This window comes from Synechococcus sp. CS-1329 (assembly GCF_025128055.1).
Taxonomy (GTDB): domain Bacteria; phylum Cyanobacteriota; class Cyanobacteriia; order PCC-6307; family Cyanobiaceae; genus Regnicoccus_A.
The window spans coordinates 233,343-257,242 of record NZ_JAHLYS010000033.1; the positions used below are offsets into that span (position 1 = coordinate 233,343).

Sequence of the window (23,900 nt, forward strand, 5' to 3'; positions counted from 1 at the left end):
ATGGCGATCGAACTGATCCAGAAGCTGCCTGAGCTGATCGGTGCGGCTGTGGCGGCCAACCCGATTGCCGGCTACGGGGCCATTTTCGGGGCCATGTTCCTGGAGAATCTCTTCCCCCCCATCCCCTCAGAGCTGATCATGCCTCTGGGGGGTTTTTATGTGCAGCAGGGTCAGCTGGGCCTTGTGCCTGTGGTGCTGGCGGGGCTGGCGGGCACGGTGCTGGGGGCTCTGCCCTGGTACGGCGTCGGCCGGCTGGTGAACGAGGAGCGGATCGAGCACTGGCTGGAGCGCCATGGCCGCTGGATCGGCATCAGCCCCCTGGAACTGCAGCGCAGCCGCACCTGGTTCAGTCGCCATGGCACGGCCCTGGTGTTCTGGGGCCGGCTGGTGCCGGGCATCCGCACACTGATCTCCGTTCCCGCCGGCATCGAGATGATGCCGATGGTTCCGTTTCTGCTCTGGACCACGGCCGGCAGCCTGATCTGGACCCTGCTGCTGACCGTGGCCGGCATGGCCCTCGGCGAGGGCTACGCCAACGTTGAAGTGTGGCTGCAGCCCGTGACCCAGGTGATCAAGGTGCTGCTGGTGCTCTCCGCGCTGGCCTTCGCGGCCTGGCTGGGGCTGCGCACCTGGAAGAAGCGCCAGGCCAGCCGCTGAGGCCGGCCTTCCGGACCCGTGTCAGAAAGGCACTTCTTCGCTGCTGGGTTCGCCACCGCCGTAGGCACCGCCGCCGTAACTACCCTCGCTGCTGCCCTCGCCATAGGCCCCCTGCTCGGCGTCCCGCTTGGAGCCCAGCAGCTCCAGCCGGTCCACCCGCACCACGGGCTTGCTGCGCTCCTCACCGGTGGCCCGGTCCGTCCAGCGGTCGAGCTTGAAGGAGCCGATGATGCCCAGCAGCGAGCCCTTGCGGACGTAGTCGGCGGCCACCTGGGCCTGCTTGCCCCAGATCTCGAGGTTGAACCAGTCGGGTTCGTCGTCGCGGCTGCGGCGGTTCACGGCCAGCGTCAGGTTGGCCACCACGGTGCCGGATTCGAAGTAGCGCACTTCGGGGTCGCGGCCGGCACGGCCGACAAGGGTCACGGAATTCACACCCATGGGGATCTCCAGAAAAGGGGGGATGGGGTCACTTGGACCCATGATGCGCCACGTCCTGCAGCGCTTCTCTCTGCTGGTTCCACCCTTTGACCCGGATGTCCCAGCCCAGATCCAGCTGAGGGGCTTCCAGGGCGCTCCACCTATGATTCGCCCCGCTTGGCTGCTCCCCAGTGTTCTTTCGTCGTTTCCAGCTCTCCCGTGACATCGGCATCGATCTGGGAACGGCCAACACCTTGATGTACGTGTCCGGCAAGGGCATTGTCCTGCAGGAACCGTCTGTGGTGGCGCTCGATCTGGAGAAGGGGGTGCCCCTGGCGGTGGGCGATGAGGCCAAGCTGATGCTGGGCCGCACCCCCGGCAACATCCGCGCCGTGCGTCCCCTGCGCGATGGGGTGATCGCCGACTTCGACGCCGCCGAGATGATGATCAAGTCCTTCATCCAGAAGGGCAACGAAGGGCGCGGCATCGTCGCCCCACGGCTGGTGATCGGTATCCCCAGCGGTGTCACCGGCGTGGAGCGCCGGGCGGTGCGGGAGGCGGGTCTGGCCGGTGCCCGCGAGGTGCATCTGATCGATGAGCCGGTGGCGGCCGCCATCGGCGCCGGTCTGCCGGTGACCGAACCCGTCGGCACCATGATCGTCGACATCGGCGGTGGCACCACCGAAGTGGCCGTGCTCAGCCTCGGCGGCACCGTGCTCAGCGAGTCGGTGCGGGTGGCGGGCGATGAGATCAGCGAGGCCATCACCGTCTACCTCAAGAAGGTGCACAACCTGGTGGTGGGCGAGCGCACCGCCGAGGAGATCAAGATCCGCATTGGCTCCGCCTTCCCCGACGACGCCCACGACGAATCCTCGATGGATGTGCGCGGCCTGCACCTGCTCTCCGGTCTGCCCCGCACGATCAATGTGCGCGCCGGTGACATCCGCGAGGCGATGGCCGAGCCGCTCAACGTGATCGTGGAGGCGGTGAAACGCACCCTCGAGCGCACCCCGCCCGAGCTGGCCGCCGACATCGTCGATCGCGGCATCATGCTGGCCGGGGGCGGTGCCCTGGTGCGTGGCATCAACGAGCTGATCAGCCACGAGACCGGCATCCTCACCCACGTGGCCCAGGATCCCCTGCTCTGCGTGGTCAACGGCTGCGGCCAGGTGCTGGAGGATTACAAGCGTCTGGAGCGGGTGCTCGACACCCCTGACTTCTCCCGTCTCTCCTCCTGAGTCCGGTGCCGTTCGGACGCCTCTCCCGCGTCCCCTGGCTGAGGCCGGTGGTCGGAGCCTGGCCCTGGGCCCTGGTGGCTGCTGTGTTGGTGGCGGTGCGCCTCAGCAAGGGGGCCCTGCTCAGCGATGCCTACGCCCTGCTCAGCCGACCCTTCTGGCCCGGCAGCGCCCAGAAGGAGTGGTTGCAGGCGGCCCAGCAGCTGGATCAGCAGACCAGGCTCGGCCAGCTGGAACTCGACAACCGCCGCCTGCGCCGCCTGCTCGATCTGCAGCGAGCCAGTCCCGGCAAGGTCACCGCGCCGGTGATCTCCCGTGAGCCGGGCGATTGGTGGCATCAGTTGGTGCTGGGGGCCGGCGGGCTCCAGGGCATCCGTGCGGGGGATTCGGTGATCGCCCCCGGTGGCCTGATCGGGCGGGTGGCCAGCGTCACCCCCAGCACCGCCCGGGTGGCCCTGCTCACTGACTCCGCCAGCAAGGTGGGGGTCTGGGTGGGGCGCACCCAGCGCCATGGCCTGCTCACCGGGGTGGGGAGCAGCAGGCCGGTGCTGCGCTTTCTCGAGAAGGATCCCCAGGTGCGCCCGGGTGATGTGGTGGTCACCTCCCCCGCCAGCACCCTGGTGCCGCCGGGGCTGAGCGTGGGGGTGATTCAGTCGGTGGATGACAAGGCGGTGCCGGCCACGCTGGCGGTGGTGCAGCTGAGCGCTCCTGTGGCCTCGGTTGACTGGGTGCAGGTGCTCACCCGTCAGGGGCCCGCTGCGGCGGGATCCTGAGCGATGGCCAGCCTGCACCGCCGCCCCCTGTTTGTGGTCAGTGCCCTGGCCGTGCCGCTGCTCACCCTGGCGGCGCCCGGCCTGCTGCGCATCGGCGGGGTGCCCCCCAGCTGGGCGGTGCTCTGGTTGCTGCCCTGGGCGTTGGCGGATGGACCCCTCTCCGGTGCCCTGGCGGGTCTGGCCCTGGGCTTGCTGCTCGACTCCCTGCACCTGGGAGGTGCCACCCAGATGCCGGCCCTGGCCCTGCTGGGCTGGTGGTGGGGACGGCTGCCGCGGCGGGGGCCGCCGATCGAGCGCAGCTTCAGCCTCGGCCTGCTGGCCATGCTCGGCAGCACTTTGCTGGGGCTGAGTGTGTTGCTGCAGCGCCAGGCGGGTGCTGGCTGGGCGGTGCTGCTGACGGCGGCCAACCTGTACACCCTGCTGGCCCAGGTGCTGGTCACGGCCCTGCTGGCACCGATGATCTGTTCGTTGCTGCTGCTGCTCTGGCGACGGCACAGTGCCAGCGCTCGGGGGTGATGGGATGAGGAAACCGCTGCTGGATCGAGCCTTCAGTCCAGGTCGTCGCTGGAGCCGGCGTGAGCTGCTGGGCAGTGCCCTGCTGGCGCTGCTGGCCGGCTGCGGGGTGCGCCGATCCAGCGGACCGGAGCTGCAGTTCTGGACCTTGGATCTGTCCCCCAAGTTCAACGACTACCTGCGCGGGGTGATCGCCGCCTGGGAACAGGAGAATCCGGGCCTGAAGGTGCGCTGGACAGATGTGCCCTGGGGGTCTGTGGAGCGCAAGCTGCTGGCGGCGGTGTTCGCCCGCACGGCACCGGATCTGGTGAATCTGAACCCGCTCTTCTCGGCCAACCTCGCCAGCAAGGGAGGGCTGATGGATCTTGGCCCGCTCCTCCCCCCGGAGGCGTCCGCCACCTACCTGCCCCTGATCTGGCAGGCCAGCCGCCAGGACGGCGGCCAGTTCGCCATTCCCTGGTACCTCACGGCGCGGATCTCCCTGAGCAACAGTGATCTGCTCACCCAGGCGGGCTACAGCCAGCCCCCCCGCCGCTGGGAGGAGGTGCCGGCCTTCGCGGAGGCGGTCAGGCGCCGCACAGGCAAGTACGCCCTGTTCGTCACGGCGGTGCCCGACGATTCGGCTGAGCTGCTGGAGTCGATGGTGCAGATGGGTGTGACCCTGCAGGACCAGCGCCAGCGGGCCGCCTTCAACAGCCCGGCCGGCCGCCGGGCCTTCGCCTTCTGGTCCGACCTCTACCGCCGCGGTCTGCTGCCGCGGGAGGTGGTGAGTCAGGGCTATCGCCGGGCCGTGGAGCTCTATCAGAGCGGTGAACTGGCTCTGCTCTCCAGCGGAGCCGAGTTCCTGCGCAGCATTCAGACCAACGCCCCCGGCATTGCCGCCGTCACCCGGCCTGGGCCGCCGCTGACGGGTCCCGACGGGCTGGCGAACGTGGCGGTGATGAATCTGGCGGTTTCGCGCCAGAGCACCAAAGCGAAGCAGGCGCTCAGCTTTGCCCTTTACCTCACCAATGCCGCCAACCAGGTCCGCTTCGCCGAGGAGGCCCGGGTGCTGCCCTCGGCGCGCCAGGCCCTGGAGCGCATCGAGCAGGGCTTGCGCCAGCAGACGCCCGCCAATGCCCAGGAGCGGCTGGTGCGCCAGGCGCGGCTGCAGTCGGTGGAGACCCTCGGTCAGGCGCGGGTGCTGGTGCCCGCCACCCCCGGAGTGAAGCGCCTGCAGGCGATCTTGTACCGCCAGCTGCAGCGGGCGATGCTGGGCCAGATCGAGAGCGATCAGGCGCTGGCGGAAGCGGAGCGCGAGTGGAACGTGTATGCCGAGGCCCGCTGGCCGTGACGGGCCGGGCCCCCAAAACCTCCTGAATAAATCATTAAGTCTTGGCTGAGTCCCTGCGGGGAGGCTGGATCGTCGTCGCTTTGTTACGACCTCACAAGGTAGGGTTGCTTTTCTTCATGACTGGACTCCGATGCCCCTGGAAGCGGATCCCCAGCAGCAGCAGGGTGAGTCTTCTCCGGAGTCCTCAGCGGAAGCCCGAGCCACCGTGTTGGTGGTCGACGATGAAGCCACCGTGCGCCGCGTGCTGGTGATGCGCCTGCAGCTGGCCGGTTACCGGGTGGTCTGCGCCGAGGATGGTGAGCAGGCCCTGGCCCTCTTCCACGACGAGCAGCCCGACCTGGTGGTGCTCGATGTGATGCTGCCCAAGCTGGATGGCTTCGCCGTCTGCCGCAGGCTGCGGGCCGAATCCTGCGTACCGATCATCTTTCTCTCGGCCCTTGATGCCATCGCCGAGCGGGTGGCCGGCCTCGATCTGGGTGCCGACGACTACCTGCCCAAGCCCTTCAGCCCCAAGGAGCTGGAAGCCCGCATCGCCACCATCCTGCGGCGGGTGGGCCGCGGCTCCGCCACCGCCGAACCCCGGGATGTGCCCGCCGGCCAGGGGGTGATGCGCGTGGGCGATCTGGTGGTCGACACCAACCGGCGTCAGGTCACCCGAGACGGGGAGCGCATCGGTCTCACCTACACCGAATTCAGCCTGCTGGAGCTGCTCTTCCGCGACCCGGGCCGGGTGGTGCCACGGGCCGAGATCCTTGAGCAGCTCTGGGGCTATCCCCCCCGCCGCGCCGCCGACCTGCGCGTGGTCGATGTCTATGTGGCCCGCCTGCGTGGCAAGCTCGAGCCCGATCCGCGCAACCCCGAGCTGATCCTGACGGTGCGGGGCACCGGCTATGCCTCCCAGCGGATGGCCGAAGCGGCCGTCGCCGCCACAGCCTGAGCCAGCGCCTGGGCCACGTCCTGAAACCCCCGGTCCTTCAGGATGGGGGTCCCGTCTGAGATCTGTCCCCTTGCCGGAGACGCGCTTCAACCGCCTGGAGCAGGCCCGCCTGGAGAAGGCTGAGGTCCTCAGGGGCCTGGGTCAGGGGCCCTACGGCCTGCGCTTCGACCCCAGCCACCGCCACGCCGAGTTGCAGCGCCTGCATGCCGACCTGGCCAACGGCCAGGAGCGAGACGAGCAAGTGGCGGTGGCCGGGCGGGTGATGACCCGCCGGGTGATGGGCAAGCTGGCCTTCTTCACCCTGCTCGATGAGACCGGCCCGATCCAGCTGTTCATCGAGAAGGCCACCCTGGCGGCCGCCCTGCCGGATCAGCCCGAGGCCTTCACCCAGCTCACCACCCTGGTGGATGCCGGCGACTGGATCGGTGTGAGCGGCAGCCTGCGCCGCACCGACCGGGGCGAGCTCTCGGTGAAGGTGAGCGCCTGGCAGATGCTCACCAAGGCCCTGCAGCCCCTCCCCGACAAGTGGCACGGCCTGGCGGATGTGGAGAAGCGCTACCGCCAGCGCTATCTCGATCTGGTGGTGTCCCCTGGCACCCGCGAAACCTTCAGGCGCCGGGCCCTGCTGGTGAGCGGCATCCGTCGCTGGCTCGATGAGCGCCAGTTCCTGGAGATCGAAACGCCGGTGCTCAACGCCGAAGCCGGTGGCGCCGATGCCCGGCCCTTCACCACCCACCACAACACCCTCGATCTGCCCCTGGTGCTGCGGATCGCCACCGAGCTGCACCTCAAGCGCCTGGTGGTGGGTGGCTTCGAGCGGGTCTATGAGCTGGGTCGCATCTTCCGCAATGAAGGGGTGAGCACCCGCCACAACCCCGAGTTCACCACCGTCGAGATCTATCAGGCCTACGCCGACTACACCGACATGATGGCCCTCACCGAGGAGCTGATCGCCGCGGTCTGCCAGCAGGTGTGCGGCAGCACGGCGATCGAGTATCAGGGCACCGCCATCGACCTGACGCCTCCCTGGCGGCGGGCCACCATGCATGAGCTGGTGGAGCAGGCCACGGGCCTGGATTTCAACGGCTTCAGCAGTCGCGAGCAGGCCGCCGCCGCCATGGCCGCCGCTGGCCTGGAGGTGCCTGAGTCGGCTGACTGCGTCGGTCGACTGCTCAACGAAGCCTTCGAGCAACGGGTCGAGGACACGCTGGTTCAGCCCACCTTCGTGACCGATTACCCGGTGGAGATCTCCCCCCTCGCCCGCGCCCACCGCAGCAAGCCCGGACTGGTGGAGCGCTTCGAGCTGTTCATCGTGGGCCGCGAAACCGCCAATGCCTTCAGCGAACTGATCGATCCGATCGACCAGCGCCGGCGCTTGGAAGCCCAGCAGGAGCGCCGCGCGGCGGGCGATCTGGAGGCCCACGGGGTCGACGAAGACTTCCTCCATGCCCTTGAAGTGGGCATGCCCCCCACCGGCGGGCTGGGCATCGGCATCGACCGGCTGGCGATGCTGCTCACCGACAGCCCGAGCATCCGCGACGTGATCGCCTTCCCCTTGTTGCGGCCGGAAGCGGCGCCGCCGGTGGGCTGAACCGGCGCAATGAGATAATTAAGGCTACTTGGACTATCCCCCAGCCCATGAGCGGTGAGCGCGTCGGTTTCCGCTTCAAACACGCGGATGCGGTGGTCAAGCGCAATCCCCAGGGTCGCTCCCGCCGCGGCTGGGTGATGGAGCCCGTTGAGCAGACCACCAGCCGTGGCACCAAGATGCCGGCCTACCGCATCCGCTGGCGCGACAGCGAACGTCCCGAGATCGTGCTGCAGCACATGCTGATTGCCGATCCCGATCCCACTCCTCCCCCCGAAGGAGTGAGCCTGGAGCCCCCCGCTCCGAAGACGTGAGCCCCCTCAGCCCCGCCGTTCAACCCCAGCCCTTGAGCTGGTAGACCAGCAGGCCGAGGTGCTCCTTGATGGCCAGGCTGCTCAGCAGCAGCGAGCCGGCATCGGGCCAGAGCGACAGCAGCACCGATCCGGCGGTGGGTGTGCCCAGTTGATCCCGGGCCGGCAGCAGGTAGTCGCAGGCCACTGGCACCACCTGGAGCCCGCTCTGGCGGCGGAAGCTGGCCAGGGCCCGAGGCATGTGCAGGGCGCTGGTCACCAGCAGCACCGAGCTCCAGCCGCGGGACTGGCCGATCCGGCGCAGATCCCTGGCTTCCTCGGCGGTGGTCCGGGCCTGATCGCTGAGCAGCAGGCGATCGGCGGGCACCCCCAGCTCCAGCGCCAGGCTGCGGGCGCTGAGGGCTTCAGCCGGGGCTGGATCCCCGCCGCTGAAGCTCACCCGGCCACCGCTCAGCAGCAGCAGCGGCGCCCGTTGGTCCCGCAGCAGCCGGATCCCACTCAGCAGCCGGTCGCCGGCTTCATTCACCTCCACCCCGGCCCTGGGGGGCAGCGCCGCCCGCAGGCCCCCGCCCAGCACCACGATGGCGTCGGCCCGTGGGATCGGTGAGGGCGTCAGGGCGGCGCTGCGGGCCTCCAGCCCCCAGACCAGTTCCCTGGCTGTGATCGGCAGGGCGCTGATCCAGAGCAGAGCTAGGCCGAGGCCCCCCAGGGGGGCGCTCCAGCGACGCCTTGGCCCCAGCAGCAGGCCGCTCAGAGCCAGCAGCAGCCCCAGGCTGAGGGGATAGAGCAGTTGCGGCAGCAATTTCGAGAGCAGGAAGCCCATGGGCTGGCCCCCGCTCAGGGGCTGCGCGGGCTGGAGCGGCGGCGCAGCTCCTCCAGCTCCTGGCGCGATTCGAAGTGGGCCCAGGCCTGCTCAAGATCGCCCTCGCCGGAGGGTTTGGGCTTGGGCTTGGGCTTGGGCTGGGCCTGCTGCCGCTGCTCCAGCTCCTGCAGCTCCTGCTCCACCCGGGCAAACTCCTTGCCCAGTTCCCCCAGCTGCTGCCAGTGATCGCGCCCCTGGCCCATCAGCTGACCCTGGTGGGCCTCGGCGCGGGACGCCAGCTCCAGGGCACCGGCGCTCCGCGCCCGCTGCACCCGCTGCTGCCACTGGGTGATCTGGCCGGCGACCTGCAGCAGGGTCTGGCGCAACTGCTCGGCCTGGGCCTGGATCTGTAGGCGCCGCAGGCGCAGGCGCCGTTGTCGTTCCTGCTGCTCCTCCCGCTCCAACAGGTCCTGCTGGCCGGGATGGCTGCCGAGAAAAGCCTCCAGCTGTTGCTCCAGCTGCGACTCCAATTGCTCAAACCAGCTGCTGCTCATGGGCGTGTCACGGCAGGGTTCACTCCGGGGCGCGGGTGATCAGGGGGGCTTCGATCTCTTCCTCCAGGGGCGTGATCGCCGCTTCGCGGGAGCGCAGCAGCAGCTGGGTGAGGCGGGCGATGGCCCCTTCGCCGAGATCCTGGGCACTGATGCGATCAAAGGCCTCGCGGTAGAGCTGCTCCAGTTGCTCGATCAGACCCTCGCGCGACTCGCGCATCGCCCGCCGCTGGTCATCCCTGCTCATCGCCGCTCGTCTCGCTGCTGATCAGATGCTGAGTCTGCCTGGTGCGCCCCCCACTGTCGCCGGTTGCAGCAGGTGCAGGCTGAAGCTGTCGTCGTCGGCGCTCCAGCGCTCCAGGGCCTGCCAGCCCGCCGCCGCCGCCAGGGCCCTGAAGGCCTCGGGGCTGTACTTGTGGCTGTACTCGCTGATCAGGGCTTCGCCGGCGCCAAAGCGCCAGCGAGCTCCAGCCAGGCTCACCTGCTGCTCGTGCCCGCTCACCAGGGCCATGGCGATGCGCGAGTGCTGCGCCTGCCAATGGGCCTCATAGCGAAAGCTGGCGGGATCGAAATCGCCGGCCAGCTCCCGGTTCAGGCGCACCAGCAGGTTGCGCGCGAAGGCGGCGGAGTGGCCCGCCCGGTCGTTGTAGGCCGCTTCCAGGGCCGCAACCGAGCGCGGCTGATCGATGCCGATCAGCAGCCGCCCATCGCCTCCCAGCAGGCGGGCGAACTGGCCCAGCAGGGTCACGGCCTCAGCGGGATCGAAGTTGCCCAGGGAACTGCCGGGGTAGAAGCCGAGACGGCGCCGGCCCGCCAGCAGGGGCTGCTGGGGCAGCTCCTGGAGCAGGCTGTAGTCGCAGCAGATGCCCAGCACCGGGATGGTGGGATGGCGTTGCTGCAGGTTGCGGCAGGCCTGCCGCAGATGCTCGGCGCTGATGTCGAGGGCCACGTAGGCCGGCGGGGCCAGGGCCTCCAGCAGGGGCGACACCTTGCGGGCGCTGCCGGCACCGAACTCCACCAGCACTCCCTTGCCCAGGGCCGCGGCCATGGCGGGGGCATGGCGGTTGAGCAGGGCGGTTTCGGTGCGGGTGAGGCCGTACTCCGGTTGCTCGCAGATGGCATCGAACAGGCGGGAGCCCTCGTGGTCGTAGAGGAACCAGGCCGGCAGTTGCTTCGGTGTGCGGCTCAGGCCCTCGATCACCAGTCGGGCCATGTCGGCCGGGGCTGGATGCAGATCGAGCATGGCGACGGCCGGTGACAGCGGCCGGGATCTGAGGCCGGGCTGGCTGCTCATCGCCGCTCCTGGGCCAGGCGCAGACCGCCCGCCATCCAGCGGCTGGCGGGCGGAAAGAAGTTGCGGTAGCTGGGCCGGCTGTGGCCGGGCGGGGTGAAGTTGCTGCCGCCGCGCAGCACCATCTGGGAGCTCATGAATTTGCCGTTGTATTCACCCACCGCGCCGGCGGCAGGCGCGAAGCCCGGATAGGGACGGTAGGCGCTGGCGGTCCACTGCCAGACCTGACCCTCCAGCTCCCTGAGGGCGGGATGGCCCCCTCGGGCGGCTGTCTCCCACTCGGCTTCGGTGGGCAGGCGGGCACCGGCCCAGCGGGCGTAGGCGTCGGCTTCGAACCAGCTCAGGTGCCGCACCGGCGCCTGCGGCTGCAACGGGCGTCTCCCCTGCAGGCTGAACTCCCAGTTCCAGCCTTCGCCCTCAGAGCCCCGCCAGTAGCGGGGTGCCCGCCAGCCGCGCTGCTGCACCAGGGCCCAGCCTTCGCTCATCCACAGCTCGGGCCGGCGGTAGCCCCCAGCGGCGATGAAGGCCGCGAACTCCCCATTGCGCACCAGCCGGCTGGCGATCCCGTGGGGCTCCAGCCAGTGACGGTGCCGTGGCGCCTCGTTGTCGAAGTGGAAGCCGCCTTCGGGGTCGGCTCCGATCTCCACCAGACCACCCGGATGCTCGATCCACTGCAGGGGTTCAGGCTCTTCGGCGGGGCTGGCGGCTGGCTGGCGGTAGGCGGGCTCCAGCGGGTTACGGCTGAAGCCATCGAGCAGGTCCATCAGCAGCAGCTCCTGGTGCTGCTGCTCGTGCTGCAGACCCAGTTCCAGCAGCGCCAGCACCGGCGCCGCCGTGGCCTGGGGCTGATTGACCAGTCGCTCCAGCAGCTGCTCCAGCCCGCCGTCCACCTGCCGCCGCCAGGCCATCACCTCCCGCATCGGTGGACGGGAAAGCAGCCCCCGCTGGGGGCGGGGATGGCGCTCGCCGATGGCGTCGTAATAGGAATTGAACAGAAAGCCCCAGCGGCTGTCGGCGGGCCGATGACCCGGCAGGTGGGGCAGCAGCAGGAACGTCTCGAAGAACCAGGTGGTGTGGCCGAGATGCCACTTGGGCGGGCTGGCATCGGCCATGCCCTGCAGGCAGAGGTCTTCCGGTTCGAGATCGGCCACCAGCTCTTCGCTGCGCTGGCGGATCGCCCCCAGCCGCTCCAGCAGGGCCGCGCTGGGAGCGGCGGAAGCCATGGGATTGGGGACAACCTGGGAGGGAGCCTAGTGGGGATCGGTGAGAGCGGCTGACCCCCTTACGATCGGCCACAGCCAACCGTTGTGACAAAGCCGCTGCCATGGGCATCCGCCAGGGATCCTGCACCCAGGCAGGCATCAGCCAGGGTTTTGTCGAAGCCGTCGGCAACACCCCTCTGATCCGCCTGCGCCTGCTCAGCGATCTGACCGGCTGCGAGATCCTCGGCAAGGCCGAGTTCATGAACCCGGGCGGCTCCGTCAAGGACCGCGCGGCCCTCGGCATCCTGCTGGAGGCCGAGGAGTCGGGCGCTCTGCAGCCGGGCGGCACCGTGGTGGAGGGCACGGCGGGCAACACCGGCATCGGCCTCACCCACCTCTGCAATGCCCGCGGCTACCGCAGTTTGATCGTCATCCCCGACACCCAGTCGGCGGAGAAGATCGGCCTGCTGCGCAGTCTCGGCGCTGAGGTGCGCACCGTGCCGGCGGTGCCCTACCGGGACCCCAACAACTACGTGAAGCTCTCGGGCCGCATCGCCGCTGAAACCCCCGGCGCCATCTGGGCCAATCAGTTCGACAACCTGGCGAACCGCCGCGCCCACTACGCCACCACCGGCCCTGAGATCTGGGAGCAGACCGGCGGCCGCCTCGACGCCTGGGTGTCGGCCACCGGCACCGGCGGCACCTATGCCGGCGTGGCCCTGTTCCTCAAGGAGCGCTCGGAGCGGGTGCGCTGCGTGCTGGCCGATCCCCACGGCAGCGCTCTCCATGCCTGGGCCACCGGTGCCGGGCTGCAGGCCGAGGGCCGCTCGATCACCGAGGGCATCGGCAACAGCCGTGTCACCGCCAACCTCGAAGGAGCGCCGATCGACGATGCGGTGCGCATCGACGACCAGAGCGCCCTGGACACCATCTATCAGCTGCTCTGGCGCGAAGGTCTGTTCATGGGCGGCTCGGTGGGCATCAACGTGGCGGCGGCGGTGGAAACGGCCCGCCGGCTCGGTCCCGGCCACACGATCGTGACGGTGCTCTGCGACAGCGGGGATCGCTACCGCTCCCGCCTCTACGACGCCGACTGGCTCGCCTCGCGCGGACTCAGCCAGCCCCGCCGCGAGCGGGTTCAGGCCTGATGGATCCCGCCCAGGTCGCTGAGCCAGGTCTGCTGATCGCCGATCGCTACCGCCTGGAGGCGGAGCTGAGCCGCAGCCCCCAGGGGGTGCTCTGGCGCGCCAGCGATCAGCTGGCCGGCGGGGCGCTGATGGCCCTGCGCCAGCTGGGCCCCGAGCAGGATCAGCAGCACTGGCGCCAGCTCTGGAGCCGCCTGCAGGGGGTGCTCCATCCCCAGATCCCCCGCATCGGTGAGGCCATTCCCCGCGGTGAGGAGCTCTGGCTGGTGCGCGAGTGGCAGGGGGGACCCACGTACCAGGAGCTGCTGACGGCGCGGCGGGAGCGGCAGCTGGTGTTTGGGTCGGGGGAGGTGCTGCTGCTGGTGCGCCAGCTGCTGCCGGTGCTGGCCGCCCTCCATGGCCAGGACCTGGTGCATGGCGATCTCAGCCCAGCCAACCTGCTGCGCCGCGACCGCGACGGCCTGCCGGTGCTGCTGGATTTCGGCCTGGTGCGTGATGGGTCCGGCGAGGCTGAGGCGGGCGGGGCCACCCCGGGCTACGCGCCGGCGGAGCTGGGCCGGGGTGAGCCCGTGCAGCCCTGGATGGATCTGCACGCCCTCGGGGTGGTGGCCCTGGTGCTGCTCACGGGGGAGCAGCCGGCGGCTCTGCTCGATCCCACCACCCTCGCCTGGAGCTGGCCGGCCGCCGACCAGCTCGAACCAGCCCTGCGGGCGCCGCTGGAGCGTTTGCTCAGCTCCGATGCCGACCAGCGTTTCAGCACGGCCTCCCAGGCGCTGGAGGCCTTTCAGCAGCTGCCGATGCCGGAAAGCCTCGGCCCCGTGCCCCGGGCCGACCGCACCGTCGTGCTGGTGCCACCGTCTGTGCCGTCAACCGCGCTGGCCGAGGCACCGCCGCCTCCGCCTGCATCGCCGCCTGCGTCGCCTGAACCACCCGCTCCAGTTCCCCCGCCGCCTGCCGCTGTTCTGCGCAGCCGCCAGCAGGTCAAGGAGGAGGCTGTGGAAGATCGCCTCTGGCCGGTGGTGATCGCCCTGGTGATCTCGGCGGTGGTGGGCATCACCCTGGGCTGGTGGTTGCTCGGCCGCGGCAAGGTCCCCAGGGAGGAGGCCCGGGAAGCCCCCCAGCGCCCGCTCACCGCCAGCCTGCCGCCCGCTGAAGTGGATCAGCGCCAGGAGCTGCTCAACCGCCTGCGCGCCCTGCAGGTGGATCGTGGCTGGTTCCTCAACCTGGTGGATGCCAACTTGATGGCCCAGTTCCCCGAGCGGGGCGGTCGCCTGCCCAGCGATTCGCTGCAGGATTCCCCCCTGCGCAAGGTCTGGAATGAACTGGCCGAGGAATGGCTGGCTCGGGTGGAGCAGTTGCCGATCGGCGTGCGCCGCAAGCTCGGCAGTTTCAGCGGCTCCGACTGGGAGAGCCAGCAGCGGCGGCTGGCCGCCCAGGGCCTGAGCGCCCCGGTGTTGCGTCAGTTGGTTTCCGGTAATGCCCAGGCCCTGCTGCCGGGCCGCACCAGCATGGACATCCCCCCCGAGCCCTTCCGCCAGCTCTGGTACGCCGCCGCCCAGCAGACCCTGGAGAGCCTGCGGGTGGAGTCGATCCTGGCCACTCCCGGTCAGGCGCGGGTGCAGTCGGCGGAACTGGAGGCCAACGGGGCTCGGGTGTTCCCGATCCGCATCCCCAGGGGTCACCAGCTGGTGCTGGGGGTCAATGGATCGCCGCTGATGCAGATGAGCATCTTCGACGCCCAGGGCCAGGTGCTGGAGCCCAAGGGTCCCCTGCGGGTGGTGAGCCTGGGGGCGGTGGCCGGCGATCAGGTCCAGCTGCTGATCAGCAATGAGGGGGTGGCCCCTGCCTACATCACCCTGTCGCTGCGGGCTGATCCGCCGCCGCGTGCGCCCAGACCGCCGGAGCCGGTTGAGGGGGCTGAGCCGGGGAGTCAGGAGGAGGAGGCACCGCGCCCGCAGCCGTCCACTCCCGCCACCCCTGAGGTCGACCAGCGCCCGCCCCAGCCCCAGGCGCCGGCGGCTCCCGAGGGCAGCTCGCCCCAGACCCGTTGACCGCCGCCACCCCCCTGCCCTCCGCTCCGCTGGCCGTGGCCCTGCTCTCCGGCGGCCTTGATTCGGCCACGGCCGCGGCCCTGGCGATCGAAGCGGGGTATCAGCTGATCGGCCTCTCCTTCGACTACGGCCAGCGCCACCGCCAGGAACTGGAGGCCGCGGCCCATCTCGCCTCTCATCTCGGTCTGATCGAGCACCACACCATCGCCGTGAACCTGGCCGCCTGGGGCGGCTCGGCCCTCACCGACGCCGGCATCGCCCTGCCGCAGGCGGGGGTGGTGGAGGGGGTGATCCCGCCCACCTATGTGCCGGGCCGCAACACGGTGTTCATCTCCCTTGGCCTCAGCCTGGCCGAGGCCAAGGGGGCCTCCCGGCTGGTGCTGGGGGTGAATGCGGTGGATTACTCGGGCTATCCCGATTGCCGCCCCGACTATCTCGCCGCGTTCCAGAGCCTGGCCGACCTGGCCAGCAAGGCCGGCCGGGAGGGCCAGGGGGCCCAGCTCTGGGCGCCGCTGCTGAGCTGGAGCAAGACCCGGATCGTCGAGGAGGCCCTGCGCCTGCGCCTGCCGATCGAGCGCACCTGGAGCTGCTATGCCGGCGGGGCCGTTCCCTGCGGCCGCTGCGACAGCTGCCGCATCCGCGATGCCGCCCTGCGGGACGCCGGGCATCCCGAGCTGGCCAGCCCTGGACCTGGATGAGCCGGGAGAGACTGATCCGGCCCCTGCCCTGGCGGGAGCCCTGGCCCCTGGTGAACTGGCTGGCCGAGCGGCTTGGTCTGGAGGGTCTGGTCTGGCTGGACGGGGATGGCACGGCCCTTGGACGCCGCTCGACCCTGGCCCTGGATCCCCTGGAGCTGGTGGAGTGCCGGGGCCTGCCGTCAGAGGCCGGGGCCAGCGATCCCTTCGTGGCGATGCGGGATCTGCTGGAGGGGGGTGGGGCCTGGCTGGGCTGGCTGGGCTATGAGGCGGGAGCCTGGGTGGAGCCTGGCGCCCACTGGCGCTCAGCGGATACAGCCAGCCTCTGGGCCGCTCGCTACGACCCTCTGCTGCACTTCGATCTGCTGGAGCGGCGTTGTTGGCTGGAGGGAGACGACCGGCGGCGGCTGGGGGCGATGGCGGCCCTGATCGAATCATCTCCTGAAGATCCGGGGCCGCAGCAGGGGCCACGGCCCACCGCAGCAGCAGCTTCCGCTGGCCTGACGCCCGGCGAATGGCGCTGGCACACCACCCCGGAAGCCTTCGCCGGCCAGGTGGCGGCCCTGCGGGAGTGGATCGCCGCGGGGGATCTGTTCCAGGCCAATCTCAGCGCCTGCCGCGAGCTGCTGCTGCCGCAGCCGGTGTCACCCCTGGAGCTCTACGGCCGGCTGAGGCGTCATTGCCCGGCTCCGTTTGCTGGTGTGGCGATCGCCTCGCTCGCTGAGGAGGGCGAGGCGGTGCTCTCGGCGTCGCCGGAGCGCTTTCTGCGCCTGCGGGGCGATGGCCGGGTGGAGACCCGCCCGATCAAGGGCACCCGGCCCCGCCACTCCAGCGCCGCCGCCGATGCCGCCGCCGCCGCCGAGCTGATCACCAGCGCCAAGGACCGGGCCGAGAATGTGATGATCGTGGATCTGCTGCGCAACGATCTGGGCCGGGTCTGCCGCAGCGGCTCGATTGTTGTGCCGCAGCTGCTGGGGCTGGAGAGCTACCGCCAGGTGCACCACCTCACCTCGGTGGTGGAGGGGGTGCTGCGCCCGCAGGCTGATCTGGTGGATCTGCTGCGGGCCTGCTGGCCGGGGGGCTCGATCACCGGTGCCCCGAAGGTGCGCGCCTGTCAGCGGCTGGCGGCCCTGGAGCCCGTGCCCCGCGGGCCCTACTGCGGCTCGCTGTTCCTGCTCGACGCCGATGGTGGCTTCGACAGCAACATCCTGATCCGCAGCCTGATGATCAGGGGCCGGCGCCTGCGCGCCCATGCCGGCTGCGGCATCGTCGCCGATTCCAGCCCCGCCGCCGAGGCCGAGGAACTGGCCTGGAAACTGAATCCCCTGCTGGAGGCCCTGGCCTGAACGCGATCGCCTGGATCGACGGCCCGCATGGGGGTTGCTGGGGTGACCCCGCCAGCCTGGCGGTGCCGCTCTCGGACCGGGGCCTGAATCTGGCCGATGGCCTGTTTGAAACGGTGCTGGTGGAGGGGGGGCGCCCGCAGTTGCTGGCCCAGCACCTTCAGCGCTGGCGGCGGGGGGCGGAGGTGCTGGGGCTTGCGCCGCCACCGCCGCTGGAGCGGCTGGCGGCGCTGGCCTTTGGGGCGATCGAGCGCAGCGGCATCGTCTGCGGGGCCCTGCGCCTCAACTGGAGCCGGGGCGATGGCGGCCGCGGCCTTCAGCCTTCCAGCGGACCTGCCCGCTTCTGGTTGCAGCTCAGCGCCGCCCGGCCTGAGTTCAGCGCGGTTTCGGTGCTGGTCAGCCGACTCGAGCGCCGCAATGCCAGCAGCGTGCTCAGCGGCTGCAAGACCTTCGCCTACGGCCCATCGGTGCTGGCGAGACTGGAGGCCCAGCGGGCGGGTCAGCAGGAGGCGCTGTTGGAGAGTACGGCCGGGGGACTTTGCTGCGGCACGGCAGCCAACCTGCTGGTGCGCCATCCCCGGGGCTGGTGGACTCCAGCGCTGGCCAGTGGCTGCCTGCCCGGGGTGATGCGGGCCCGAGCCCTGGAGCTGGGGTTGGTTCAGGAGGCGCCGGCACCGATCGAGGTCTGCCAGTTGCGCTATGGGGCCCTGCTGATCAACAGCCTCGGCTGTCGGCCGATCCGGGCCCTTGCCGGTGAGCTGCTGCCGATCTGGCCGGAGCCGGAGCACCTCTGGCGGGGCTTGCTGGCTGAGGCCTGATCCATTCCAGTGGCCCGATGCCGTGGCGATCGCCGGTGGCAGTTGTCATACCGTTTGGGCAGCAGTGGGCGAGCAGCGTGAGGGTCGAGAGGGCAGCGGTGATCCCGGGGTTGGTGCTGATGCTGGCGGGGCTTTCGGCCTGCGGCGGGCCCAGGGAGGTGCCGGTCCAGAACGCCAGGGTGGGGGATGTTCTGGTGGCGGCCGAGGGCACCCGGGTGGAACTGGCCCAGGCCTTCCAGCCCGGGGTGTCCAATGGCCTCTACAAGGGCGCCGTTCGCCTCTATGGGCCAGGCCAGCCGGCAGACGGACGCCTGCAGGCCCTCAACGCCGTCTGCAGCATCAAGGACACGCCTGGCTGGCCGGCCTACGACAACGTCTATGGCTACCCCATCTCGGCCGTGGCTGAAGCCGCACAGCTGAGCGGCAAGAGTCGCTGGCAGATTCTTTATCACTTTGATGGGCGGATCGAGGCCAGCGGAGGGCTCAAGCCCCAGGCCTGGACAGCCCGTCTCAGGGACAATCTCTGCCGCCGGGGTGAGTTCGATGACAGCACGGCCCGCCAGTGACTGGGCCGCAGAGGGCGGGGTCCAGTAGCCGATGACACTGCTGCAGTGGGAGGGCTCGCGTTGGATGTGGGTGAAAACCGCTGCGATCCCTGCCCCTCGATGCCGAAAACACTGTTCAAGGTTGATCTCACCAAGACCATGGACCAGCAGGAGCTGCCGGGCCATAACCGCTGGCACCCCGACATTCCCGCTGTGGTTTCCGTCAATCCGGGAGATGTGTTCAGGATCGAATGCAAGGACTGGACTGATAGTCAGATCAAGGACAATGACGATCCCCAGGACATCGCTGATGTCAATCTGGAAGTTGTTCATGTTCTGAGTGGACCGATCTGGGTGAATGGTGCCCAGCCCGGTGACATCCTGGTGGTGGATATTCTCGATGTGGGTGCACTCCAGGGAGATGAATGGGGCTTCACCGGTATCTTCGCCAAGGAGAATGGTGGCGGCTTCCTCACGGATCACTACCCCAAGGCGGCCAAGGCCATCTGGGATTTCGAGGGGATCTACACCAGCTCCAGGCATATCCCCGGCGTGCGTTTCGCCGGCATCACCCACCCCGGCCTGATCGGTTGTGCCCCCTCCCATGAGCTGCTGAGGGAGTGGAACCGGCGTGAAACCGAGCTGGTGAACACCGCCCCCGATCGCCGTACCTATGGCGCTGGGCTCTCGGGTAGTGAGCCGGTGCTGGCGGCCCTGCCCAATCCCAACAGCGCCATTCTCGGAACCCTGGCCAGCTCGGAGTTTGAGCGGGTGGCCAATGAGGCGGCCCGCACGGTGCCACCCCGGGAGCATGGCGGCAACTGCGACATCAAGAATCTCACCAAGGGCACAAAGATTTATTTCCCTGTCTATGTGGAGGGGGCCAAGCTCTCAATGGGAGACATCCACTTCTCCCAGGGAGATGGTGAGATCTCCTTCTGCGGGGCCATCGAGATGTCGGGCTACCTCGATCTGCATGTGGAGATCATCAAAGGGGGCGTCGAAAAATATGGGATGGTCAACCCCATGTTCAAGACCAGTCCTGTGGAGCCCCATTTCACCGACTACCTCGTGTTTGAGGGGATTTCAGTGGATGAGTTCTCCGGTAAGCAGTACTACATGGACGTGCACATCGCCTACCGGCGGGCCTGCCTCAATGCCATCGAGTACCTCAAGAAGTTCGGCTACACCGGTGAGCAGGCCTACCTGCTGCTGAGTTGTGCGCCCGTGGAGGGACGAATCAGCGGCATTGTCGACATTCCCAATGCCTGTTGCACCCTGGCCATCCCAACCTCGATCTTCGACCAGGATATTCTGCCCTGCTGATCAGTAAGGGTGAATCTGGGGGCCTGAGCATCAGGCCCCCTTTGTATTGTGCCGATGCTTTTGCCAAGATCCCTGTCTTCTCCCACCATGCCTGTCTACGAATACAGCTGCGCCAACGGCTGCGAAAACTATGAAGTCTGGCGCAGCATCGATGAGCGCCAGATCAACACGAACTGTCCTGCCTGTGACGCGGAAGGCAAGCGTGTGTTCACGCCGGTGATGTCTCTCACCGGCCCTTTGCGGCTGAAGCAGGAACAATCGGAACCGCGAATGGTGCGCAAGGAGGTTGCTCAGTCGGCGGAGAAGCCCCGGCTGAAGCAGAGCAGCACCCGTCCCTGGATGCTCAATCGAGGCTGTTGACACTCACGGAAGTGGGAGCTCAGGCCTGGGCGTCGACTCCTGCTGGGAGCCAACGCCCAGGCGCATTCGATCAGACCGTCAGGAACTCCTTGATCACCTCGTCGGAGAGCTGATCCGTCTTGCCACTGGCCACAATGCCACCACGCTGCATCGCGTAATAGAAATCGGACTGGCGCACGAAGTGAAGATGCTGCTCCACCAGCAGCACGCTGATGCCGGTCTCCTTCATGATCCGCTGAACGGCGTGCTCGATGTCGAGGATGATCGAAGGCTGAATCCCTTCGGTCGGTTCATCCAGCAGCAGCAGTTTTGGCTTGCCCAGCAGAGCTCGGGCGATCGCCAGCTGCTGCTGCTGCCCGCCACTGAGGTCGCCACCCTTGCGCTTGAGGAACTTCTCGAGAATCGGAAACAGATCGAAGATCAGAGGATCGATGTGGCGGTTTTTCTCGAGCCCTCCGGGAAGGGCCTCCATGCCCAGCAGGAGATTCTCCTTGACCGACACCTGGGGAATGATGTCCCTGCCCTGGGAGACATAACCGATGCCTGCACGGGCTCTCCGGTAGGGAGGTTGGCTGGCAAGTTGACCGCTGCCGTATTCGATGGTGCCTGAACGCTGCTGCAGCAGGCCGATGATGGTCTTGAGAAACGTGGTCTTGCCGACGCCGTTGCGACCGATCAGACAGACCATTTTCCCTTCATTGATGCTCAGGTCCACGTTGCGGAGAATATGGCTTTCTCCGTAATACACATTCAGCCCGTTGACTTGGAGCAGGGGTTTTTCGCTGGTGGTAGACATGGGGGCGGGCGGTGGTTGAAGGTCGGAAAACGGTTACTGTTCGGGCGGCCCCAGGTAGACCTCGATGACCCTTGGATCGGCCTTGACCTGGTCCAGAGGACCCTCTGTGAGCACCTGCCCCTGGTGCAGAACGGTGACGTCGAAATCGAGATCCCGGATGAATTCCATGTCGTGCTCGATCACCACCACGGTGTGGTCGCCCGCCAGGGACTTGATCAGTTCGGCCGTTCGCAGGGTTTCCTCATCGGTGAGACCGGCAACCGGTTCATCCAGGAGCAGCACTTCCGGGGCCTGGGCCACCAGGCAAGCGATGGCCAGCCACTGCTTCTGACCATGGGAGAGGGAGCCGGCCTTCACGGTGGCGAAGGGTGCCAGGCCCACATAGTTCATGATGCGATGAACCTCGTCCTTGGCCGCCTGGGGTAGCCCGGACCCCAGCAGGCTGAAGGCGTTTTTCAGCGGGGAGGCGGCCAGCTCGAGATTGCGAAGCACACTGAGGTTTTCGAAGACCCTCGGGGTCTGGAACTTGCGGCCGATCCCCTGACGGGAGATCTTCTGCTCCGAAACACCGAGCAGGGATTGGCCCTTGAAGGTCACCGAGCCCTTGGTGGGTCGAACCTTGCCGGTGATCACATCCAGAAATGTTGTCTTGCCGGCACCGTTGGGCCCGATGATCGACTTCAGCTCACCCTTATATAACTTCAGGCTGAGATCGGTGAGGGCAAAGAAGCCATCGAAACTCACGCTGACGTCATTGAGCTCGAGTAGAGGTTCTGACATGGACATCGGAAATGAGCGTATGCGAGAAAGCAGTCACGAAGGAAAACCTGGCAGCATCGTCGGACTGACTAGTCCACGGGAAGAGCCTCCTCATCGATCCGGGGATAGGTTTTTGCCTTCTTGGCGATGCCGAAGGCGGCCAGCAGACTCCTGAAGCCGCCGTTGGCGACCCAGCCATAAATGCCATCAGGCATGAGCACCACCACGAAGATGAACAGGGCCCCCTGAACGAACAGCCAGGCCTCGGGCAGGGCTTCGCTAACCAGGCTCCGTAGGTAGTTGACCAACGTGGCTCCGATGATGGGACCCACCAGGGTCCCTCGGCCGCCCACGGCCACCCAGATCACCATCTCGATCGAGAAGGAGATCGACATGTACTGGGGGGAAACGATGCCGGATTGCACGGTGTAGAGCGCGCCGGAGATTCCGCAAAGAGCTCCCGCCACCAGGAAGACGATGGTCTTGAACGGGACCGGATTGAAACCGGCAAAACGAAATCTTGTCTCATCATCACGGATGGCGATCAGGGCATCACCGAAGCGCCCACTGGTGAAGTACCGGCAGATCAGAAAAGCCAGGGGGAGCAGGATCACCGTGAGGCGGTAGAACCACAACTGCATATCAGGGGAACCCACCAGTTGGCCGAACAGCTCAGAGGTGCTGGTTTTGAGGCCGTTGGTGCCGTCAAAGAGCTTCTGCTGGCCGTTGAAGAAGTGAAAGAACACCATCAACGCGGCTTGGGTGATGATGGAGAAATACACTCCCTTGATCCGGTTTCTAAAGATCAACCAACCCACCACACCCGCCACCACAGCTGGGATTACCCAGATGGCGATCAACGTGAACGCAGGTGACCAGAAGGGCTTCCAGAAAAAGGGAAGCTCAGCTACTCCGTAGTTCTCGAAAAATTTGGGGATGCCGTTACCACCAGCCAGGCTCTTGGTATTGAGCATCAGGTACATGGCTACCGCATAGCCACCCAACGAGAAGAAGATCCCCTGACCCAGGCTCAGCAGACCGGTGTATCCCCAGATCAGATCGATCGCCAAAGCCGTGATGGCGAGCGCGAAATATCGACCGAAGAGGTTGAGCCGGAAATCGTCGAGGGCTGCCGGCAGGATGAATAGGGCAACCGCCAGCAGAATCCAGGGGACAAGTCTTTGGAAGAGTTTCAAGGTAGAGGCCTCCTCGTGGGGAGATGGAACGGGAATCTGCAGCGGGTGGGGATGATCGGGTCAGGCATCGACCGAGCGACCCTTCTGGGGGAACATGCCGTTGGGACGGAACTGGAGAAAGACGATGATGAAGATGAAGACAAGGACCAGCGACATGCTCGTGGTCGCGAAAAATTCGGTGAGCCCTCGGGCCGCCGCCGGCATATCCGGGAAGACGGTGAGCAAGGTGCCCGAGCCGATCACCGATTGGATGATCCCGAGCAGAATCGACGCGATCACAGTGCCGAGCAGGTTTCCCACCCCGCCCAGCACGATCACCATGAAGCAGGACACGATATAAGCGGCTCCGAGGTTGGGGCCCACCGATCCCAGCAGAGTGATGGCGCACCCAGCCACCCCGGCCAGTCCGGATCCGATGCCGAAAGTGATGCTGTCCACGCGATCGGTCGGAATACCGAGACAGTTGCTCATCTGACGGTTCTGGGTGACTGCACGGATCCGCAGACCCCAGACACTTTTGTTCAGGAACCAGTATGTGGCTAGAAGCAAAAGGGCCGACAGCAGGATGATGAAGATCCTCAGACCGGGTAGTTCGATGGTGCCGATCATCCCCCAGCTTCCCTGAAGCCATTTCGGTGCTGTTACATCGATGTTGCGGGGACCGAACCAGGCCTTGGAGAGTGGCCGGAACTGATCGAAGAGATTGACGGCAATCAGACCGATGAGAATGGAGAGAGCCCAGCCCAGTCCATTGAGATAGGTGAAGAAGGGCTTCTGAGAGAACTTCGCGCGCAGTAGCTTAGAAAGTAAGATCCCGGAAGCTACACCCACAATGATGCCAAGCATCATGGCCGTTGAGACACTTCGAATCAGCTGGATGAGAATCAGGCTGACGCCCCAGGTGGCGAGCAGTGTTTCCAGGGGTCTGCCGTAAAGCTGTCGAATCAGCGTTCTCTCCAGCAGCACTCCGATCAGTCCGGTCACGATGAAGGCGAGCACCAGAGAGACCGGGAAATACAGTTCGAAGATCACACCACCCATGGGTTTGAACGCCGACTGCACCACGTAGGTGACATAGGCGCCCAGCATCATGAACTCACCATGGGCGAGGTTGATGACCCCCATCAAGCCAAAAACGATGGCCAGACCGGTGGCTGCAAGCAGCAGAACCGATCCGATGCTGAGGCCATCGAGGATCTGAGAAAAGAAGAGTTCCAACGGAATGAATGCTGAAAGTTAGGTCCAGCGTCGCGTCA

Annotated in this window: 26 protein-coding genes; 16 read left to right on the forward strand and 10 right to left on the reverse strand. The window is 67.4% G+C overall.

Going from position 1 to position 23,900, the window contains the following annotated elements:
* Complete coding sequence (locus KQ304_RS07850) at window positions 1–657, forward strand: DedA family protein (RefSeq protein ID WP_259736534.1); 657 nt, start codon at window positions 1–3, stop codon at window positions 655–657.
* Window positions 658–678: 21 nt separating this feature from the next.
* Here KQ304_RS07850 and KQ304_RS07855 read toward each other — a convergent pair whose 3' ends face one another.
* Entirely contained in the window at window positions 679–1,095 is a 417-nt protein-coding gene (locus KQ304_RS07855; RefSeq protein ID WP_259736535.1) for a single-stranded DNA-binding protein, read from the reverse strand.
* Window positions 1,096–1,265: 170 nt separating this feature from the next.
* Between KQ304_RS07855 and KQ304_RS07860 the strand changes: the two genes are divergently transcribed.
* From KQ304_RS07860 to KQ304_RS07890, 7 genes are all read left to right on the forward strand, one after another.
* Window positions 1,266–2,312, forward strand: a complete 1,047-nt coding sequence (locus tag KQ304_RS07860; RefSeq protein WP_259736536.1) for a rod shape-determining protein — start codon at window positions 1,266–1,268, stop codon at window positions 2,310–2,312.
* A gap of 5 nt (window positions 2,313–2,317) precedes the next feature.
* Complete coding sequence (gene mreC, locus KQ304_RS07865; RefSeq protein WP_259736537.1) at window positions 2,318–3,082, forward strand: rod shape-determining protein MreC; 765 nt, start codon at window positions 2,318–2,320, stop codon at window positions 3,080–3,082.
* 3 nt (window positions 3,083–3,085) lie between these two features.
* Entirely contained in the window at window positions 3,086–3,598 is a 513-nt protein-coding gene (mreD, locus tag KQ304_RS07870; protein WP_259736538.1) for a rod shape-determining protein MreD, read from the forward strand.
* Between the two features lie 4 nt (window positions 3,599–3,602).
* Window positions 3,603–4,928 (forward strand): sugar ABC transporter substrate-binding protein, encoded by a 1,326-nt coding sequence (locus tag KQ304_RS07875; protein WP_259736539.1) that lies wholly within the window; start codon window positions 3,603–3,605, stop codon window positions 4,926–4,928.
* Between the two features lie 130 nt (window positions 4,929–5,058).
* Window positions 5,059–5,865, forward strand: coding sequence for a response regulator transcription factor RpaB (rpaB, locus tag KQ304_RS07880; protein WP_259736540.1), 807 nt, complete (start codon window positions 5,059–5,061; stop codon window positions 5,863–5,865).
* 70 nt (window positions 5,866–5,935) lie between these two features.
* Window positions 5,936–7,456 (forward strand): lysine--tRNA ligase, encoded by a 1,521-nt coding sequence (lysS, locus tag KQ304_RS07885; protein ID WP_259736541.1) that lies wholly within the window; start codon window positions 5,936–5,938, stop codon window positions 7,454–7,456.
* Between the two features lie 47 nt (window positions 7,457–7,503).
* Window positions 7,504–7,767, forward strand: coding sequence for a hypothetical protein (locus KQ304_RS07890; protein WP_259736542.1), 264 nt, complete (start codon window positions 7,504–7,506; stop codon window positions 7,765–7,767).
* 19 nt (window positions 7,768–7,786) lie between these two features.
* On the opposite strand, the gene KQ304_RS07895 is transcribed toward KQ304_RS07890, so the two are convergent.
* The 5 genes from KQ304_RS07895 to egtB are packed head-to-tail and all read right to left on the reverse strand — an operon-like array spanning window position 7,787 to window position 11,631.
* On the reverse strand, window positions 7,787–8,587 hold the full coding sequence (locus KQ304_RS07895) for a YdcF family protein (RefSeq protein WP_259736543.1): 801 nt from the start codon (window positions 8,585–8,587) through the stop codon (window positions 7,787–7,789).
* A 14-nt stretch (window positions 8,588–8,601) separates the two neighbouring features.
* Complete coding sequence (locus KQ304_RS07900) at window positions 8,602–9,120, reverse strand: hercynine metabolism protein (RefSeq protein ID WP_259736544.1); 519 nt, start codon at window positions 9,118–9,120, stop codon at window positions 8,602–8,604.
* Window positions 9,121–9,139: 19 nt separating this feature from the next.
* Window positions 9,140–9,364: a hercynine metabolism small protein gene (locus KQ304_RS07905; RefSeq protein WP_255111475.1), complete on the reverse strand. Its 225-nt coding sequence runs from the start codon at window positions 9,362–9,364 to the stop codon at window positions 9,140–9,142.
* Between the two features lie 21 nt (window positions 9,365–9,385).
* Window positions 9,386–10,411, reverse strand: a complete 1,026-nt coding sequence (egtD, locus tag KQ304_RS07910) for an L-histidine N(alpha)-methyltransferase (RefSeq protein WP_259736545.1) — start codon at window positions 10,409–10,411, stop codon at window positions 9,386–9,388.
* Window positions 10,408–11,631: an ergothioneine biosynthesis protein EgtB gene (gene egtB / locus KQ304_RS07915; RefSeq protein ID WP_259736546.1), complete on the reverse strand. Its 1,224-nt coding sequence runs from the start codon at window positions 11,629–11,631 to the stop codon at window positions 10,408–10,410. Before egtB ends, egtD begins: the two co-directional genes overlap by 4 nt.
* A 101-nt stretch (window positions 11,632–11,732) precedes the next feature.
* Between egtB and KQ304_RS07920 the strand changes: the two genes are divergently transcribed.
* The 8 genes from KQ304_RS07920 (at window position 11,733) to KQ304_RS07955 (ending at window position 19,893) form a co-directional block, all read left to right on the forward strand.
* The gene (locus KQ304_RS07920; RefSeq protein ID WP_259736547.1) at window positions 11,733–12,758 is read left to right on the forward strand and encodes a cysteine synthase A; all 1,026 of its coding nucleotides are present in this window, start codon (window positions 11,733–11,735) and stop codon (window positions 12,756–12,758) included.
* Window positions 12,758–14,806 carry a protein kinase domain-containing protein gene (locus KQ304_RS13685; protein WP_311133894.1) on the forward strand — a complete coding sequence of 683 codons (2,049 nt, stop codon included), beginning with the start codon at window positions 12,758–12,760 and terminating at the stop codon, window positions 14,804–14,806. Before KQ304_RS07920 ends, KQ304_RS13685 begins: the two co-directional genes overlap by 1 nt.
* A 29-nt stretch (window positions 14,807–14,835) precedes the next feature.
* Window positions 14,836–15,504, forward strand: coding sequence for a 7-cyano-7-deazaguanine synthase QueC (queC, locus tag KQ304_RS07930; protein ID WP_259736576.1), 669 nt, complete (start codon window positions 14,836–14,838; stop codon window positions 15,502–15,504).
* Window positions 15,501–16,847, forward strand: coding sequence for an anthranilate synthase component I family protein (locus tag KQ304_RS07935; RefSeq protein WP_259736548.1), 1,347 nt, complete (start codon window positions 15,501–15,503; stop codon window positions 16,845–16,847). Before queC ends, KQ304_RS07935 begins: the two co-directional genes overlap by 4 nt.
* Window positions 16,848–16,909: 62 nt before the next feature.
* Complete coding sequence (locus KQ304_RS07940) at window positions 16,910–17,662, forward strand: aminotransferase class IV (RefSeq protein WP_259736549.1); 753 nt, start codon at window positions 16,910–16,912, stop codon at window positions 17,660–17,662.
* Window positions 17,663–17,739: 77 nt separating this feature from the next.
* Complete coding sequence (locus tag KQ304_RS07945) at window positions 17,740–18,228, forward strand: hypothetical protein (protein WP_259736550.1); 489 nt, start codon at window positions 17,740–17,742, stop codon at window positions 18,226–18,228.
* 99 nt (window positions 18,229–18,327) lie between these two features.
* The gene (gene fmdA, locus KQ304_RS07950) at window positions 18,328–19,533 is read left to right on the forward strand and encodes a formamidase (RefSeq protein ID WP_259736551.1); all 1,206 of its coding nucleotides are present in this window, start codon (window positions 18,328–18,330) and stop codon (window positions 19,531–19,533) included.
* An 87-nt stretch (window positions 19,534–19,620) separates the two neighbouring features.
* Window positions 19,621–19,893, forward strand: coding sequence for an FmdB family zinc ribbon protein (locus KQ304_RS07955; protein ID WP_259736552.1), 273 nt, complete (start codon window positions 19,621–19,623; stop codon window positions 19,891–19,893).
* Between the two features lie 70 nt (window positions 19,894–19,963).
* On the opposite strand, the gene urtE is transcribed toward KQ304_RS07955, so the two are convergent.
* From urtE to KQ304_RS07975, 4 genes are all read right to left on the reverse strand, one after another.
* Entirely contained in the window at window positions 19,964–20,689 is a 726-nt protein-coding gene (urtE, locus tag KQ304_RS07960; RefSeq protein ID WP_259736553.1) for an urea ABC transporter ATP-binding subunit UrtE, read from the reverse strand.
* 33 nt (window positions 20,690–20,722) lie between these two features.
* Window positions 20,723–21,469, reverse strand: a complete 747-nt coding sequence (urtD, locus tag KQ304_RS07965) for an urea ABC transporter ATP-binding protein UrtD (RefSeq protein ID WP_259736554.1) — start codon at window positions 21,467–21,469, stop codon at window positions 20,723–20,725.
* 68 nt (window positions 21,470–21,537) lie between these two features.
* Window positions 21,538–22,644: an urea ABC transporter permease subunit UrtC gene (gene urtC, locus KQ304_RS07970; protein WP_259736555.1), complete on the reverse strand. Its 1,107-nt coding sequence runs from the start codon at window positions 22,642–22,644 to the stop codon at window positions 21,538–21,540.
* A 60-nt stretch (window positions 22,645–22,704) separates the two neighbouring features.
* Entirely contained in the window at window positions 22,705–23,862 is a 1,158-nt protein-coding gene (locus KQ304_RS07975; protein WP_259736556.1) for an urea ABC transporter permease subunit UrtB, read from the reverse strand.
* Window positions 23,863–23,900 lie beyond the last annotated feature (38 nt).

What these genes read in the sequence shown, in the direction of transcription:
- KQ304_RS07905 (WP_255111475.1), bottom strand. Translation starts at nt 9,364, where the DNA reads ATGAGCAGGGATGACCAGCGGCGGGCGATGCGCGAGTCGCGCGAGGGT.
- fmdA (WP_259736551.1), top strand. Translation starts at nt 18,328, where the DNA reads ATGCCGAAAACACTGTTCAAGGTTGATCTCACCAAGACCATGGACCAG.
- KQ304_RS07955 (WP_259736552.1), top strand. Translation starts at nt 19,621, where the DNA reads ATGCCTGTCTACGAATACAGCTGCGCCAACGGCTGCGAAAACTATGAA.
- egtB (WP_259736546.1), bottom strand. Translation starts at nt 11,631, where the DNA reads ATGGCTTCCGCCGCTCCCAGCGCGGCCCTGCTGGAGCGGCTGGGGGCG.
- KQ304_RS07920 (WP_259736547.1), top strand. Translation starts at nt 11,733, where the DNA reads ATGGGCATCCGCCAGGGATCCTGCACCCAGGCAGGCATCAGCCAGGGT.
- KQ304_RS13685 (WP_311133894.1), top strand. Translation starts at nt 12,758, where the DNA reads ATGGATCCCGCCCAGGTCGCTGAGCCAGGTCTGCTGATCGCCGATCGC.
- KQ304_RS07895 (WP_259736543.1), bottom strand. Translation starts at nt 8,587, where the DNA reads ATGGGCTTCCTGCTCTCGAAATTGCTGCCGCAACTGCTCTATCCCCTC.
- urtD (WP_259736554.1), bottom strand. Translation starts at nt 21,469, where the DNA reads ATGTCAGAACCTCTACTCGAGCTCAATGACGTCAGCGTGAGTTTCGAT.
- KQ304_RS07875 (WP_259736539.1), top strand. Translation starts at nt 3,603, where the DNA reads ATGAGGAAACCGCTGCTGGATCGAGCCTTCAGTCCAGGTCGTCGCTGG.
- KQ304_RS07850 (WP_259736534.1), top strand. Translation starts at nt 1, where the DNA reads ATGGCGATCGAACTGATCCAGAAGCTGCCTGAGCTGATCGGTGCGGCT.
- mreD (WP_259736538.1), top strand. Translation starts at nt 3,086, where the DNA reads ATGGCCAGCCTGCACCGCCGCCCCCTGTTTGTGGTCAGTGCCCTGGCC.
- egtD (WP_259736545.1), bottom strand. Translation starts at nt 10,411, where the DNA reads ATGAGCAGCCAGCCCGGCCTCAGATCCCGGCCGCTGTCACCGGCCGTC.
- KQ304_RS07890 (WP_259736542.1), top strand. Translation starts at nt 7,504, where the DNA reads ATGAGCGGTGAGCGCGTCGGTTTCCGCTTCAAACACGCGGATGCGGTG.
- rpaB (WP_259736540.1), top strand. Translation starts at nt 5,059, where the DNA reads ATGCCCCTGGAAGCGGATCCCCAGCAGCAGCAGGGTGAGTCTTCTCCG.
- KQ304_RS07900 (WP_259736544.1), bottom strand. Translation starts at nt 9,120, where the DNA reads ATGAGCAGCAGCTGGTTTGAGCAATTGGAGTCGCAGCTGGAGCAACAG.
- urtE (WP_259736553.1), bottom strand. Translation starts at nt 20,689, where the DNA reads ATGTCTACCACCAGCGAAAAACCCCTGCTCCAAGTCAACGGGCTGAAT.
- KQ304_RS07855 (WP_259736535.1), bottom strand. Translation starts at nt 1,095, where the DNA reads ATGGGTGTGAATTCCGTGACCCTTGTCGGCCGTGCCGGCCGCGACCCC.
- KQ304_RS07935 (WP_259736548.1), top strand. Translation starts at nt 15,501, where the DNA reads ATGAGCCGGGAGAGACTGATCCGGCCCCTGCCCTGGCGGGAGCCCTGG.